Genomic DNA, 15,746 nt, shown 5'->3' on the forward strand with positions numbered 1-15,746 from the left:
AAAGTCTTGTTCCAGCCCGCGAGCTTACGCTGCGCTTACGGGGTTGCCGTGCAATTAAATCCGGGCGATTGTAAGCGATAGTTGCAGGCAATTCAAGACTTTAGGCCGTTCAATAACCTGTGTGAAAACGACCTTCACGATGCGGAAACGTCCTCTCGGGCGGCCTATACACGGCAAATGTAAGGCGGTCGGGGGATGGCAAAACATGCGCGATGAATCGAGTCGATTGAAGCTCGCCGATGTGTCGTTTCGACGCTGCTGCGGACGTCTCAAAAATGCAACAGACGATCATTTTCGTCAGCTTTGGTGGACATAAAGGACGGCGCCGGGTAAAGGCGGGGCGGCTACGAGTAGGCCGCAGTCCCTTCCTCATTGAAATCGAACAACGTTGGACGCTACCCTCGACACCGGGCGATCGACACGGCCGGCAGTCAGGCACCTCCTACGGCATGTCACCACCTACCCTACCGCCGCAAACGGCCGCCTCTTCAAGGCACACCCTCCCACCATGCAGGCGCCACCGGGAAAACGGCGGCGCAACTCAATACATTGGAATCCTTATTATTAAACACGTCAAATAATCAGGAATCCAATGCGAATCCGCGTAGGCTACCAATCTATCTGAGAACTCATCAATCGGGCGACGCCTGCGGCAAGTACAACCGCGACGCCGCTGCTACCAAAGAGAACCCCGCCTGACGCCGTTTGCGGGGGGAAGCAGACGCGTGGCCCAACGAGGCCGCAAGCCCGCCCAACGTCCGCCACAGATCGAACCTGCCGCCCTCACGCCGTAGCGTTGCCGCGCAACCGGACAAGAATGCCTTCCAGTGCGTCCAGATCGCCGAAGTCCACCAGCACCTGGCCGCGGCCGCGCCGGCCGAGCTTGATCTTAACCGTTGCGGCAAGCAGATCGGACAACTCCTCTTCGAGCCGTCGCGTGTCGCGGCCGCCGTCCTGATTCGCCCGTGCCTTCACTGTCGGCGCAGCCTTGGTGGTCGCCGTCACCAGTTTTTCGGTCTCGCGGACCGACATGCGCTTGTTGACGACCTGATTGGCCAGCGTGATTTGCGTCGCGGCATCAACGGCCAGTAGCGCACGTGCGTGCCCCATGTCGAGATCACCCGCCAGCAACATCGTCTGCACCGGTGTCGCCAGATTGAGCAAACGCAGCAGATTCGATACGGCACTGCGTGAGCGGCCCACCGATTCAGCCGCCTGCTCGTGCGTGAAATTGAACTCGTCGAGCAAGCGCTGAATGCCCTGCGCTTCTTCCAGCGGATTCAGATCTTCGCGCTGGATATTCTCGATCAGCGCCATTGCCGCGGCGGCCTGGTCCGGCACGTCCTTCACCAGCACCGGCACCTCATCGAGACCGGCTATGCGTGCAGCGCGGAAACGCCGCTCGCCGGCAATGATCTCGTACTTATCCGCCGAAACCGGCCGCACGAGGATCGGCTGCATCAATCCTTGAGCACGAATGCTGGCTGCCAGCTCCTGCAACGCGCCTTCGTCCATACGCGTACGCGGCTGGTACTTGCCCGCCTGCAGCTTGCTGAGCGGCAGCACGTTCGGCGCGCCCTCGATCGCCACCACCTCGGTAATATCCGCACTGCCACCCAGCAATGCTTCCAGACCGCGGCCCAACCCCTTCTTTCTTGCTACTGCGTTCATTGTGCTTCCTCGATCCGCTTAGGACGCCTGGGGCGCGTCATTCAATGTGCGCACCCGCTCAATCATCTCTGCACCGAACTGCACATACGCCTGCGCGCCACGCGAGGCCTTATCGAACACGACACCCGGCAACCCATAGCTCGGCGCCTCGGCAAGACGTACATTGCGCGGAATTACCACGTCGAACACCTTGTCGCCGAAGTGCTCCTTCAACTGATCCGAAACTTGCTGCTGCAATGTGATGCGTGGGTCGAACATGACGCGGAGCAGGCCGATCACCTTCAGATCGCGATTCAGGTTCGCGTGCACCTGCTTGATCGTGTTGACCAGGTCAGACAGACCTTCGAGCGCGAAGTACTCGCACTGCATCGGGATCACCACGCCATGCGCGGCGCACAAGCCATTGAGTGTCAGCAGCGACAACGCCGGCGGGCAATCGATCAGCACAAAGTCGTATTCGCTTTCGACCGCCGTCAAGGCGATCTTCATTTGACGCTCGCGGTTCTGCACGCTGACCAGTTCGACTTCGGCACCCGCCAGTTCACGATTCGCAGGCAGCACGTCGTAGCCGACAGCCTCTGGACGGACTCGCGCATCTGCCACCGACACCCCATCCACGAGTACCTCGTAGACGGTGTTCGTGCACGCGGCCTTGTCGATGCCACTGCCCATCGTGGCGTTGCCTTGCGGGTCCAGATCGATGAGAAGGACTCGCTGTCCCTGCGCTGCCAAGCTCGCGGCCAGATTGACTGCCGTCGTCGTCTTGCCGACGCCACCCTTCTGGTTTGCAACGCAGAAGATTTTTGCCATCGTTGGTGTGTCCCTTTTGCTGCTTAAAACTGCTTGAATAAAGTAGAAAGCGCTTTCAGGCCGCGGTGCGCGCCCCGAACCTGCCGGTGGCCGTCAGTTGTCGGCGTCCACCAAAACCTTGATCAAATGCCGCTCCGCGTCGAGCGACGGCACGTTCAGCCGAATGATCTGCTCCACGTGGGCACCCGCCGGCAGACGCTCGATCTCACCATCCGGACGCACGCCTTTCATCGCCCAGATCGCGCCCTGCTCCGCAACCAGATGACGGGCCAGTGTAACGAAATCCGCGAGCTCTGCGAATGCGCGCGACACGATTACGTCGAACTTCGCCGGCACTTCGGCGCCCGGCTGCAAAGTCTCGACGCGGCCCGTGACAACCGACAGATTCGCAAGGCCGAGTTCGGCTTTGGCCTGCGCCTGAAAAGCCGTCTTCTTGTGAACGATATCGTTCACGGTGACGGTCCAGTCGGGCAGCACAATAGCGAGCACGATACCCGGCAGGCCACCACCGGAACCCACGTCCAGCACGGAAGATGCGCCGCGCGTAGCAAGGTGCGGCACGATCGAAAGCGAATCCAGGATGTGCTGTATCAGCATTTGCCGCGGATCGCGAATCGCCGTCAGGTTATAGACGGCGTTCCACTTGGACAGCAGCGCAACGTAGTCGAGCAGTTTGCAGAGTTGCGCCTCGCTCAGATCAAGACCGAGTTCGCGAACACCGCTCGCCAGCAGCGGCGACAATGCCTCGTTACCGCTTCCCTTCTGCCCCACCGTCATTGCACCACCGGCGTGCTATCGGTGCCGGGTTCGGCGGGTTTCGCGGCACGGCGCCCCAAACCGCGTTTCAGGTGAACCATCAGCAAGGAGATCGCCGCCGGCGTGATGCCGGAGATACGCGACGCCTGACCGATGGTTTCGGGACGGAATTGCGTCAGTTTCTGACGCGCTTCAAACGACAGCCCTCTTACCTCGGCGTAGTCCAATCCCTCCGGCAGACGCGTACTTTCGTGCGACTCATTCCGCTCGATCTCATCGGCCTGACGATCGATATAGCCCTGATACTTGATACCGATCTCGATCTGCTCCTTGATCTGGGCGAGCAGAACGTCGTCCTCGGCTAGCGTTTCAGGCGCAGCACATGCGCCTGCGCGCAAACCACAGACGCCGTCGTACGTCACGCCCGGACGACGCAGCAAATCAGCCAAACTATATTCGTGGTCAATCGGCTTGCCGAGCAAGGCGGTCGCCTCTTCCGCCGGTAAGGTCTTAGGATTGACCCACGTCGTACGAAGACGCTCTGTTTCACGTGAAACAGCATCGCGCTTGCGGCTGAATGCGTCCCAACGAACGTCGTCGACCACACCGAGTTCGCGACCCATCTCGGTCAGGCGCATATCGGCGTTATCTTCACGCAGACTCAGCCGGTATTCGGCGCGGCTGGTGAACATGCGGTACGGCTCCGACACTCCACGCGTGACCAGATCGTCGACGAGAACGCCCAGATAGGCCTGATCGCGGCGCGGGCACCATGCGTCCTTGCCCTGCACCTGCAAGCCGGCGTTAATCCCCGCCAGCAAACCCTGCGCAGCAGCTTCTTCGTAGCCGGTCGTGCCGTTGATCTGGCCCGCAAAGAATAGTCCGTTGATCACCTTGGTTTCCAGCGACGCCTTCAGCCCACGCGGATCGAAGTAGTCGTACTCGATCGCATAGCCCGGCCGCAGAATATGCGCGTGCTCCAAGCCCCGCATCGAACGCACGAGCTCAAGCTGCACGTCGAACGGCAGACTGGTGGAAATCCCATTGGGATAGAACTCGTTCGTCGTCAGCCCTTCCGGTTCGAGGAAGATTTGATGCGATTCCTTCGACGCGAAACGGTGAATTTTGTCCTCGATCGACGGGCAGTACCGCGGCCCGACCCCTTCAATCACGCCCGTATACATGGGCGATCGATCGAGACCTCCGCGGATAATGTCGTGCGTACGCTCGTTCGTATGCGTGACCCAGCACGGTACTTGACGCGGATGCTGCTCCGCACGTCCCAAAAACGAGAAGACCGGCACCGGGTCCAGATCGCCCGGCTGTTCTTCCAGCATCGAAAAATCGATCGTCCGACCGTCGATTCGCGGCGGTGTCCCGGTCTTGAGACGGCCTTGCGGCAGCTTCAATTCCTTAAGGCGGGCAGACAATGAGACCGCTGCCGGATCGCCAGCGCGGCCACCCGTGTAATTGTTCAAACCCACGTGAATCTTGCCGTCGAGGAATGTCCCGGCCGTCAGCACCACGGCGCGCGAGCGGAAACGAATCCCCACCTGCGTGACCGCGCCGACCACCCGGTCGCCCTCCACCATCAGATCGTCGACCGCTTGCTGGAACAGCCATAGATTCGGCTGATTCTCCAGCCGATGCCGGATCGCTTGCTTGTACAGCAGACGGTCCGCCTGCGCGCGCGTTGCGCGAACAGCAGGCCCCTTCGACGAATTGAGGATGCGGAATTGAATACCGCCCTCGTCCGTCGCGGCCGCCATGGCTCCACCGAGCGCATCGACTTCCTTCACCAGGTGGCCCTTGCCAATCCCGCCAATGGACGGGTTGCAGCTCATCTGACCGAGGGTCTCGATGTTATGCGTCAGCAGGAGGGTGGTATTGCCCATGCGAGCCGAAGCCAAAGCGGCTTCGGTGCCGGCATGACCGCCGCCGACGACGATTACGTCAAATTCTGTGGGAAAAAGCATCGCGGATCTCACGCCAGATCGTCGCGTGAGCCTTTCAAAGGAAAATGTATGGGCGAATTATAACGGGTTCGGTTTAGGCCCGAATTTCGTCCGAATGGCCAGGCAACAAAAAAGCGGTGTGTTTCACGTGAAACACACCGCTTTGAGCCACAGCGACTCAACCGAAAAAAGAGACCTAAGCCACTTTCTTGGCCAGCCCCAGGTACGTCTCGATCACGCGTGGATTCTGCGCCAGATCGGCTGCGGGCCCCTCCAGCGCCAGTTCACCGGTTTCAAGCACGTAGCCGTAATCGGAAATCTGCAGCGCCGCGCGGGCGTTTTGCTCGATCAACAGCGTGGCAACGCCGGTCTGCCGCAGCGCGCTAATGATGTGGAAAATTTCCTTCACGATCAGCGGAGCAAGACCCAGACTCGGTTCGTCCAGCATCAGCAGATCGGGCTTGCCCATCAACGCACGACCGACCGCCAGCATCTGCCGTTCGCCACCCGATAGCGTACCGGCCGCCTGCTTCCGGCGCTCTTTCAAGCGAGGAAAAAGCGTAAAGACCGGCTCGAGTTGATCGAGAAAGTTGCGCTCCCCTGCCCGCTTGCGCCGATACGCGCCGAGCACCAGATTGTCTTCAACAGTCATCGACGCAAACAGTTCGCGCTTTTCCGGCACCAGACACATGCCGCGCGCGACCCGCTTTTCGACCGGCACCGCGCTGACGTCTTCACCTTGATAGAGAACCTCGCCTTTCGCATGCCCCGTAGTGGGCAACGCGCCCATGATCGCATTCAGCAACGTGGACTTACCCGCGCCGTTCGGCCCAATCACCGAGACAATCTGCCCGGGCCGCACTTTGATCGCCGCGCCGTGCAGCGCTTCGACCTTGCCATAGCGGACCGACAAACCATTCACGTCGAGAATCGGTGCGGCTGCATTCATCGTGTTCTCCATCACTCCACCCCGCCCAGATAAGCCTCAAGCACAGCCGGGTCTTGCTGGACATCCTGCGGCAAGCCTTCTGCGATCCGCGTGCCGAACTCCATCACAACCAGTCGATCGGTGAGATTCATCACGAAATCCATATCGTGTTCGACCAGCAGCACGCTCATGCCTTCGGCCTTCAGACGACGCAGCAAGTCCGCCAGTTGCAGTTTTTCCTGATACCGCAGACCGGCGGCGGGTTCATCCAGCAACAGTAAGGTCGGGTCACAGCACAAGGCGCGTGCAATTTCGAGAATTCGCTGCTGCCCCAACGCCAGGCTGCCCGCCTCGTCGTACATATGTTGCTCAAGCCCGACGCGACGAATCTGGCGAGCCGCTTCGGCCATCAGGCGCGCTTCCTCAGCGCCGTTCAGTCGCGCAACACTGCGCCACACACCGGCGTGGCCGCGCAGATGCGCGCCGATCGCGACGTTCTCGAGCACGGTCATCCCGGGCAGCAGCTTGACGTGCTGGAACGTACGGCCAATGCCACGCTTGACGATTTCACGTGAACTCAGCGAATCGATACGTTCGCCGCGGAAGGTAATCTCCCCGCTCGTCGCCTGCAACACGCCCGTGACCAGATTGAAGGTAGTCGACTTGCCAGCGCCGTTCGGGCCGATCAAACCGATGATCTGCCCGGCTTTCACATCGAAGCTGACATCGTTCACCGCGACCAGACCACCGAACTGCTTGCGCGCTTTATTCACCGTCAGCAGATTCTCGCCCGCGGCCGGTTTGCTGCGTTGCGGCAACGGTTCAGCATGGTCCGACAGATGTGCGCGCGACCCCTTCGGGAAAAACCGCGCGACAAACGGCCAAACGCCCTGGCGAGCGTATTGCAGCAGCAGCACCATCAGGATGCCAAACACGATCACTTCGAAGTTGCCGTTCTCGCCCAGCAGCTTCGGCAGCAGGGTTTGCAGATAGTCCTGCAACACCGTCAGGATCGCCGCGCCGAGCAACGCGCCCCAGACATGCGACACGCCGCCCACCACCGCCATGAACAGAAACTCGATGCCGTGGTTCAGACCAAACGGCGTCGGATTCACTGCGCGTTGCAGATGGGCATACAGAAAACCGGAAATCGACGCCAACACTGCGGCATAGACAAAGATCACCACCCGCATCCACGCCGTGTTGACGCCCATCGCCTCGGCCATCATCCCGCCGCCGCGCAAGGCGCGGATCGCTCGCCCCGGCCGGCTATTAAGCAGGTTTTGAACAGAAATCACCGCGCCGAGCACCACCACCCAGATCAGGTAATAGATATGGCGACCGGACTCCAGGTCGATGCCAAAAACATTCAGCACGGGAATTCCATTGATGCCGTCGTACTTGCCGAGCATCTCGAGGTTGCCGAACAGGTAGAACAGCGCCAGCCCCCACGCGATCGTGCCGAGCGGCAGAAAGTGGCCCGACAGCCGCATCGTCACGAGGCCCAGCATCAGCGCGATCAACGCCGTCACCACCACGCCCGCGATCAACGCCAGCCACGGCGACACGCCGTACGTCGTGGTCAGATACGCGGTTGCATACGCACCGATACCAACGAACGCCGCCTGCCCGAAGCTCGTCATCCCGCCGATACCCGTCAACAGCACGAGACCAATCGCGACGATCGAGTACAGGCCGATGTAGTTGAGCAGCGTCACCCAGTACTCGGGCACGTGAATCGGGTGCGGCAACACCGGCAGCGCGAACAGCACCACGAGAAACAACCAGAAGAACTTGTTTTGCATGATCCGTTTCATCGTGTCACTCCTCTTCCTCTTCCGAGTGCGGGCTGGCCAGACTCCGCCACAGCAGCACCGGAATAATCAGCGTGAACACGATCACTTCCTTGTAAGCGCTCGCCCAGAACGACGAATACGACTCCAGCAGACCGACGAGGATCGAACCTGCGGCAGCCAGCGGATAGCTGACCAGGCCGCCGATAATCGCCCCCACGAAGCCCTTCAAACCGATCAGGAAGCCCGAGTCGTAGTAGATGGTGGTCAAGGGTGCGACGAGGATGCCGCACAGCGCACCGAGGCCCGCAGCGAGCGTGAACGCGAGACGCCCCGCCTGCGTCGTGCCGATGCCGACGAGCCGCGCGCCGAGCCGGTTCACCGAGGTCGCGCGCAGCGCCTTGCCGGAGATCGAGCGATCGAAGTACAGATACAGGCCGCCGATCAGCACCACCGCCGTGCCGACCACCCACAAACTCTGCCCGGATATCGACAGGCTGCCGAGATTGAAGGTCGCGTCGGAGAATGCCGTGGTGCGCGAGCCTTCCGCACCGAACATCACGAGCCCGAGGCCGACCATCGCAAAGTGCACCGCCACCGCCACGATCAGCAACAGCAGCGTGGTTGCCTCCGCGATCGGCTCATACGCGAGCCGGTAGACGAACGGTCCCATCGGAATCACGATCAGCAGCGTCAGCGCGATCTGAGCGATCATCGGCAGTGGGTGCAGGAAAACGCCTTGCGTGAGCGCGTACACCGCGACCGGGAACAGCAGGTATTTGCCGACCAGCATCACCAGCGTGCGAGCCGCATGCCGACGCCTTTCGGGGTGCCGCACCAGCCCCGCGATCTCGACGACGAAGCACGCCGCGCCCATCGCCATCAGCAACCAGCACGTCGCAGGAAATTTTTGCGTCTGCAGTGCGGCAAGCGTCAACGCACCGTACGACACAAACTCCCCCTGCGGGATAAAGATCACTCGCGTCACAGAGAACACCAGCACCAGCGCGAGCGCGAGCAGCGCGTAAATCGCGCCGGTGGTGATGCCGTCCTGCGCGAGGATCGCCGCAATTGATAGATCCATACTTCCTCGTCCTGAAGCGTCGAAATCGAAATCGGGAAACAGTCGTGGCGGCAGAACCCGCGGCCGGCCACCGGCCTGCAATGCCAGAAAAGGCGACCGCCGCGCCGGGACACGGCGCGGCGGTCGTTGCCATTGTTATCGAACAGAATGGCAATGCGGCATCAGTCATGCGCCGCAAGTTGCGCGAGAGGCGCGTACCGCTTTTTGTTATTAGTCGTTCTGCAGCTTCCACTTGCCGTCGACGATCTGCACGATCACGCGTGCACGCTTGTCGAGGCCATTGTGGTTGGTCGGCGTGGTGTTCATGATGCCGTGCGAGACCGGCAGTTCCTTGATGTTTTCCAGTGCGCCGCGCAGTGCCACGCGGAACGCTTCGGTGCCCGGCTGAGCGGTCTTCAGCGCGACCGGAATCGCAGCTTGCAACATCTGGCCGGCATCCCATGCGTGACCGCCGAACGTCGCCACCGAACCCGTGCCATACGCTTTCTCATACGCGGCCTTGTAGGCTTCCGACGACTTCTTCACCGGATTCGAATCCGGCAGTTGATCCGCCACCAGGATCGGGCCGGCCGGCAGGAATTCGCCTTCACAATCCTTGCCGCACACGCGCAGGAAGTCGTTATTCGCGACACCGTGCGTCTGATAGACCTTGCCCTTGTAGCCGCGCTCCTTGAGCGTTTTGGCCGGCAGTGCCGACGGCGTACCCGCGCCGGCGATCAGCACCGCGTCCGGGTTCGCGCTCATTGTCTTCAACACCTGGCCGGTCACCGACGCATCGGTACGGTTAAAGCGTTCGTTGGAGACGATCTTCAGATTGTGTGCCGCAGCCGCAGCGGTGAACACGTTGTTCCAGCCGTCCCCGTATGCATCCGCAAAACCGATAAAGCCGACCGTCTTCACGCCGTGATGCTCCATGTAGTCGGCGATCGCGTCAGCCATCAGGCTGTCGTTTTGCGGCGGTTTGAAGGCCCATGCGCGCTTGGCGTCCATCGGCGAGATGATCGCGGCCGATGCCGCCAGCGAGATCACCGGCGTCTTGCCTTCGGCTGCGGGATCGAGCATCGCCAGCGAATTCGGCGTAACGGTCGAACCGATGATGGCGTCGACGTGGTCTTCGTCGATCAGCTTGCGCGTGTTCTGCACGGCCTTGCCGGTATCCGACGCGTCATCGAGGATGATGTACTGCACCGTCTTGCCGCCAATCTCTTTCGGCAGCAGCGCGATCGTGTTCTTTTCAGGAATCCCGAGCGATGCGGCCGGCCCCGTGGTGGACAGCGTGACGCCGATTTTCACCTGCGCGAAGGCAGCGCCCGCGCCGCACATCAACGCCATCGCGATACCGGTGCGTACCCATTGCTTTGTCTTTTTCATGCAAGTCTCCAAACGCTTTGAAGCGCGTATCTGTAATCCGGCGCACAGGCCGGGTGTCTGAATCTAGTTATAGGGTTCAGGCATGCCAAGCATGGTTTTCCCTGCTCAGCGTCAATGCCTTCGCCATTCTGGTGCCACTCCCCTGCTGCGAACCACTGCTGCGATTTCTTGTGCATCAACCACTAACATGTTAGTAGTATTGCGTTTTGCATCATTTACGGTCAATAGACTGTCGCCCGAATGCGGGTTTGTCCCGAAACCCGCTACCCAGCCACGTTGCGTTAACCCCACTTTGACCGCGCTTTCATCATCTCCCATCAAACGCGGACAATAAAAAAGACGCGTCAACTGCTCGCGTCTTTTTTGATGGGGTCCCGTATCGCGTCGCCTTCGCTCAGTCGCCGGACAGCTTCCACTTACCGCCGACGATCTCCACCATCACACGCGCCCGCTGGTCGAGACCAGCATGGTCGTTCGCGCTCATGTTGAAGATGCCGTGGGAAGCGGGCATGTCTTTCGTGTTTTCGAGTGCCGCACGCAGCGCTTCGCGGAACGCAGGCGTGCCCGGCTGGGCTTTCTTCAGCGCAAGCGGGATCGCGCGTTGCAGCAGCAAGCCTGCATCCCATGCGTGACCGCCGAATGTCGACACCGAACCGGCGCCGTATGCGGCTTCATACGCATGCTTATATGCGAGCGAAGTATTCTTCACCGGGTTCGAATCGGGCAATTGCTCAGCAACCAGCAGCGGACCGGCCGGCAGATAGGTGCCTTCGCAATCCTTGCCGCACACGCGCAGGAAGTCATTATTGGCGACGCCGTGCGTCTGATAATACTTGCCCTGGTAGCCACGCTCCTTGAGGGTCTTTTGCGGCAGCGCAGCCGGGGTGCCCGCACCGGCGATCAGCACCGCGTCGGGATGCTGCGACATGATCTTCAGCACCTGGCCGGTCACCGAAGCATCGCTACGCGCAAAGCGTTCGTTCGCGACGACCTTGATCTTCGCGAGATCGGCCGCCTTGCCGAACTCCTTGAACCAGCTTTCACCGTACGCATCCGCAAAGCCGATGAACCCGACTGTCTTCACGCCGTGATTCGCCATGTGCTGCGCGATCGCGGTGGCCATCAGAATGTCGTTCTGCGGCGTCTTGAAGACCCATGCGCGCTTCGCGTCCATCGGTTCAACGATGCTCGCCGCCGCGGCCATGGAGATCATCGGCGTAGTGCTTTCAGCGGCGACGTCGATCATGGCCAGCGAGTTCGGCACGACGGTCGAACCGATCAATGCATCTACGTGATCTTCGCTAGTGAGCTTGCGCGCGTTCTTGACGGCCTGGGTCGAATCCGTGGCGTCGTCCAGCACGATGTAATCGATTTTCTGGCCCGCCACCTCTTTAGGCAGCAGCGCGATTGTGTTCTTTTCCGGAATACCAAGCGATGCAGCCGGTCCGGTTGCCGATACCGTCACACCGATTTTCACGTCCGCGAATGCATGGCCGCTCCATGCTGCGGATACTCCCGTTGCGACCAATGCCGCGCTTATCCATCGCAATGCCGACTTCATCCCGCTCCTCGAACTACCCCGTCATTCAATTGAATTTAAATCCATGAATTTCAATCGCCGACCAGGCGGTCGGTGAATGGCGAGTTTAGCGGACGAAAGCCCCGCACTGCAAGCATTTTGCAGGCTGGAAACTGTTGAACCCGGATGTGGTTCGGTGAATAAAAAAGGGTCACCGAATTAGCAGAAGAATTGAATGGCGCTTTATGAAAAAGCCAAATAAAAAGCGCTGTTGGATATCAATCCAACAGCGCTTTCGTCTGGGCACTGAGTGCCTCATTGTCTCCTCGTTCTCCACCTGCAAAATTCGTGGTGCATCAGAACTGCATGAAGATTAAACGAGCACCTAATCCCTTACAACTAGCAATTACCCTAGTGGTGCACTGCGGCACAAATTTGGGGCACGTTTCGTGCGCCTTTGATCGCGGGTGGAAATTCACGCACAACACAAGAGCAACTCTGGCCGATTCAGAGGTGCCGAATTATATCGGAGACCAAATCAATTTAAAATCCGCTGCCGTTTTCAGGCTCGCAATGGCCGCACTCGCGCGACAATCTCACCGACAATGCCGCGCCGGAACGCCAGCACGCAAGCAATGAAAATCACGCCGGTCACGATGGTCACGGACTCGCCAAGCGAGCGGAACCAGTCGATTCCGGTAGTGGCCGCCAGCGCCGTACCGATATCGCCGAGCCGGTCTTCGAGCGCTACGATCAGCGCCGCGCCGAGCAGCGGGCCAAACAACGTGCCCATGCCGCCCACCAGCGTCATCAGGATCACCAGACCCGACATGGTCCAGTACGCGTCGCTCAGCGTCTCAAAGCCCTGCACCAGCACCTTGAGCGAACCCGCCAAACCGGCAAGCCCCGCGGACAGAATGAAAGCCAGCAACTTGAAGCGATCGGTGTCGTAGCCCAGCGATACGGCGCGCGGCTCGTTCTCCTTGATCGCCACCAGCACCTGCCCGAACGGCGAGTGCACGATCCGCACGATCAGCAGGAACGCCGCCACCATCACGGCTAGCACGACAAAGTACAAAGTCACGTCCGACGACAGATCCAGCAGGCCGAACAGCTTGCCGCGCGGCACGCCTTGCAGCCCGTCCTCGCCGTGCGTGAACGGCGCCTGCAGGAACACGAAGTAGACCATCTGCGCGAGCGCCAGCGTCACCATCGCAAAGTAGATGCCCTGCCGACGGATCGCAAACAGGCCGACCACCAGACCAAGCAGCGTCGCCGCAGCAGTGCCGGCCAGCACACCCAGCTCCGGCGAGAAGCCGAGCGTCTGCATTGCATAGCCGGTGACATAACCGGCCGAGGCGAGAAACATTGCGTGGCCGAACGAGAGCAAACCCGTGTAGCCGATCAGCAGATTGAAGGCCGCCGCGAACAACGCGAAGCACAGCACCTTCATGACGAACAGCGGATAGATGCCGAGCACGGGCACCGCGAGCAGCGCGATCAGCAGCAGACCGTAGAGCACTTTTCTCTGCATCATTTTTCCTTGCCGAAGAGACCCGCCGGGCGCACCAGCAGCACGAGCGCCATGATCACGAAGACGACGGTCGCCGACGCTTCCGGGTAAAACACGCGCGTCAGCCCTTCGATCACGCCGAGCATCAGGCCGGTCAGAATCGAGCCCATGATCGAACCCATGCCGCCGATCACGACCACCGCGAACACGGTGATGATCATTGGCTGGCCCATCAGCGGCGAGACCTGAATCACCGGCGCGGCCAGCACGCCGGCGAACGCCGCCAGCGCGACGCCGAAGCCATAGGTGAGCGTAATCATCAACGGCACGTTGACCCCGAAAGCCTCGACCAGTTTCGGGTTTTCAGTGCCTGCGCGCAGATAGGCGCCAAGGCGCGTCTTCTCGATCACGAACCACGTCGCGAAGCAGATCACGAGCGACGCCACCACCACCCACGCGCGATAGTTCGGCAGGTACATGAAGCCGAGATCGGTCGCGCCAGAGAGTGCTGCCGGCACGTCGTAGGGCTGGCCGGAAGAACCGTAGATCGAACGGAACACGCCTTCGACAACCAGCGTGAGTCCAAAGGTGAGCAGCAGCCCATACAGATGATCGAGCTTGTACAGCCAGCGCAACATCGAGCGTTCGATCACGATGCCGAACACGCCGACAATCAGCGGTGCGAGCACCAGCATCACCCAGTACGGCAGACCGAAATACGACAGGCCCATCCACGCGAGCATCGCGCCAAGCATGAACAACGCGCCGTGCGCGAAATTGATCACGTTGAGCAAGCCGAAGATCACTGCAAGGCCCAGGCTCAGAATCGCGTAGAACGAGCCGTTCACGAGCCCCAGCAACAACTGGCTCAGCATCGCCGGTAGCGGAACGCCAAAGATTTCCATTGAAGCCTTAATCCCTTAAGCCATCGTCAGGATGAGATCGGTTATGTACGGTCCGCCCGGCATGCGATCGGCGAGTCATCCGCCCGACCGCATGCCGGCATGTGAAGCGGCTTGCCATCATCCTGTGTACCAACGTGGCACTATGCAATTCCCGCCCGGCGAGGCAGGATGATGGTCATCTGGTTATCAGTCTGCGTTTATTTCCACAACGTGCAGCGCGTCTGCGCCTTGGTCGTGAACGCCTGTTCACCCGGGATCGTCGCCATGATCTTGTAGTAGTCCCACGGCTCTTTGGATTCGGCCGGCGTCTTCACCTGCATCAGGTACATGTCGTGGATCATGCTGCCGTCCTGACGGATGTAGCCCTTCGCGTAGAAGTCGTCGATCTTGGTCTTCTTCAGTTGCGCCATCACCTTATCGCTGTCTGTCGAGCCGACGGCTTTCACCGCGTTCAGATAGGTCATGGTCGCCGAGTAATCAGCCGCTTGCAGGCTCGACGGCATCTTCTTCATCTTGTCGAAATAGCGCTGCGCCCACTTGCGCGTGGCGGCGTCCTTGTTCCAGTACCAGCTGTCTGTCAGCACCAGACCTTGCGTGGTTTCCAGACCCAGACTATGCACGTCGTCGATGAACATCAGCAGCGCAGCCAGCTTCATCGTCTTCGTGATGCCGAATTCCTTCGCGGCCTTGATCGAGTTGACCGTATCGCCGCCGGCATTCGCGAGGCCAAGAATTTGCGCCTTCGAGGCCTGCGCCTGCAACAGGAACGACGAGAAGTCCGAAGCCGACAGCGGCGCACGCACGGCGCCCAGCACCTGCCCGCCATTCGCCTTCACGACGTCCGAAGTCGCCTTTTCCAGTGCCTTGCCGAACGCGTAGTCGGCCGTCAGGAAGTACCACGTCTTGCCGCCCTGCTTCGTCACGGCCGAACCCGTGCCGTTGGCCAGCGCCGTGGTGTCGTACGCGTAATGGACCGTGTACGGGGTGCACTGCTCGTTGGTCAGCGTGTCGGCGCCGGCGCCGATATTGATGTAGACCTTGTGCTTCTCGCCGGCCACCGTGTTCATCGCCAGACCGGTCGCCGAGTTCGTGCCGCCGATCAGCAGATCGACGCCGTCACGATCGAACCACTCACGCGCGCGCGACGAGGCAATATCCGCCTTGTTCTGGTGATCGGCGTAGACCAGCGTAATCGGCTTGCCGTTGACCTTGCCGCCGAAGTCGGCGATCGCCATGCGGATCGCTTCGAGGCCGCCCTGGCCGTCGATGTCCGCATACAGACCCGACAGGTCGGTGATGAAGCCGATCTTCACCGCATCGTCGGCCGCTTGCGCGCTCGTCATCGTCAACGCGGCGCCGGCGGCAACCGCGAAACACAGTGTGGCAAGCCGCGCGAGTGGGTTCTTTTTCATTCCTGTCTCCTGTTTCTTCACTTGTGGTT

Annotated in this window: 12 protein-coding genes; all 12 read right to left on the reverse strand. The window is 60.6% G+C overall.

Going from position 1 to position 15,746, the window contains the following annotated elements:
* Nucleotides 1–783: 783 nt before the first annotated feature.
* Nucleotides 784–1,671 carry a ParB/RepB/Spo0J family partition protein gene (locus GH665_RS20885; RefSeq protein ID WP_153137999.1) on the reverse strand — a complete coding sequence of 296 codons (888 nt, stop codon included), beginning with the start codon at nucleotides 1,669–1,671 and terminating at the stop codon, nucleotides 784–786.
* A gap of 18 nt (nucleotides 1,672–1,689) precedes the next feature.
* Nucleotides 1,690–2,481: a ParA family protein gene (locus GH665_RS20890; protein ID WP_153138002.1), complete on the reverse strand. Its 792-nt coding sequence runs from the start codon at nucleotides 2,479–2,481 to the stop codon at nucleotides 1,690–1,692.
* Nucleotides 2,482–2,574: 93 nt separating this feature from the next.
* Nucleotides 2,575–3,258, reverse strand: a complete 684-nt coding sequence (gene rsmG / locus GH665_RS20895) for a 16S rRNA (guanine(527)-N(7))-methyltransferase RsmG (RefSeq protein ID WP_153138004.1) — start codon at nucleotides 3,256–3,258, stop codon at nucleotides 2,575–2,577.
* Nucleotides 3,255–5,213: a tRNA uridine-5-carboxymethylaminomethyl(34) synthesis enzyme MnmG gene (gene mnmG / locus GH665_RS20900; RefSeq protein ID WP_153138006.1), complete on the reverse strand. Its 1,959-nt coding sequence runs from the start codon at nucleotides 5,211–5,213 to the stop codon at nucleotides 3,255–3,257. Before mnmG ends, rsmG begins: the two co-directional genes overlap by 4 nt.
* Before the next feature lie 175 nt (nucleotides 5,214–5,388).
* Nucleotides 5,389–6,141 (reverse strand): ABC transporter ATP-binding protein, encoded by a 753-nt coding sequence (locus tag GH665_RS20905; protein ID WP_174258484.1) that lies wholly within the window; start codon nucleotides 6,139–6,141, stop codon nucleotides 5,389–5,391.
* 11 nt (nucleotides 6,142–6,152) lie between these two features.
* Nucleotides 6,153–7,937 (reverse strand): branched-chain amino acid ABC transporter ATP-binding protein/permease, encoded by a 1,785-nt coding sequence (locus GH665_RS20910; RefSeq protein ID WP_153138008.1) that lies wholly within the window; start codon nucleotides 7,935–7,937, stop codon nucleotides 6,153–6,155.
* A 4-nt stretch (nucleotides 7,938–7,941) separates the two neighbouring features.
* Nucleotides 7,942–8,997, reverse strand: a complete 1,056-nt coding sequence (locus GH665_RS20915; protein WP_046567308.1) for a branched-chain amino acid ABC transporter permease — start codon at nucleotides 8,995–8,997, stop codon at nucleotides 7,942–7,944.
* A gap of 210 nt (nucleotides 8,998–9,207) precedes the next feature.
* Nucleotides 9,208–10,368, reverse strand: coding sequence for an ABC transporter substrate-binding protein (locus tag GH665_RS20920; protein ID WP_153138010.1), 1,161 nt, complete (start codon nucleotides 10,366–10,368; stop codon nucleotides 9,208–9,210).
* Nucleotides 10,369–10,762: 394 nt separating this feature from the next.
* Entirely contained in the window at nucleotides 10,763–11,929 is a 1,167-nt protein-coding gene (locus GH665_RS20925; protein ID WP_153138012.1) for an ABC transporter substrate-binding protein, read from the reverse strand.
* A gap of 520 nt (nucleotides 11,930–12,449) precedes the next feature.
* Nucleotides 12,450–13,421: a branched-chain amino acid ABC transporter permease gene (locus GH665_RS20930; protein ID WP_167530990.1), complete on the reverse strand. Its 972-nt coding sequence runs from the start codon at nucleotides 13,419–13,421 to the stop codon at nucleotides 12,450–12,452.
* The gene (locus GH665_RS20935; protein ID WP_153138016.1) at nucleotides 13,421–14,305 is read right to left on the reverse strand and encodes a branched-chain amino acid ABC transporter permease; all 885 of its coding nucleotides are present in this window, start codon (nucleotides 14,303–14,305) and stop codon (nucleotides 13,421–13,423) included. Before GH665_RS20935 ends, GH665_RS20930 begins: the two co-directional genes overlap by 1 nt.
* A 197-nt stretch (nucleotides 14,306–14,502) precedes the next feature.
* Complete coding sequence (locus GH665_RS20940) at nucleotides 14,503–15,717, reverse strand: ABC transporter substrate-binding protein (protein ID WP_153138018.1); 1,215 nt, start codon at nucleotides 15,715–15,717, stop codon at nucleotides 14,503–14,505.
* Between the last annotated feature and the right edge of the window lie 29 nt (nucleotides 15,718–15,746).

It is taken from the genome of Paraburkholderia agricolaris (assembly GCF_009455635.1).
In the GTDB taxonomy this organism is placed as follows: Bacteria; Pseudomonadota; Gammaproteobacteria; order Burkholderiales; family Burkholderiaceae; genus Paraburkholderia; species Paraburkholderia agricolaris.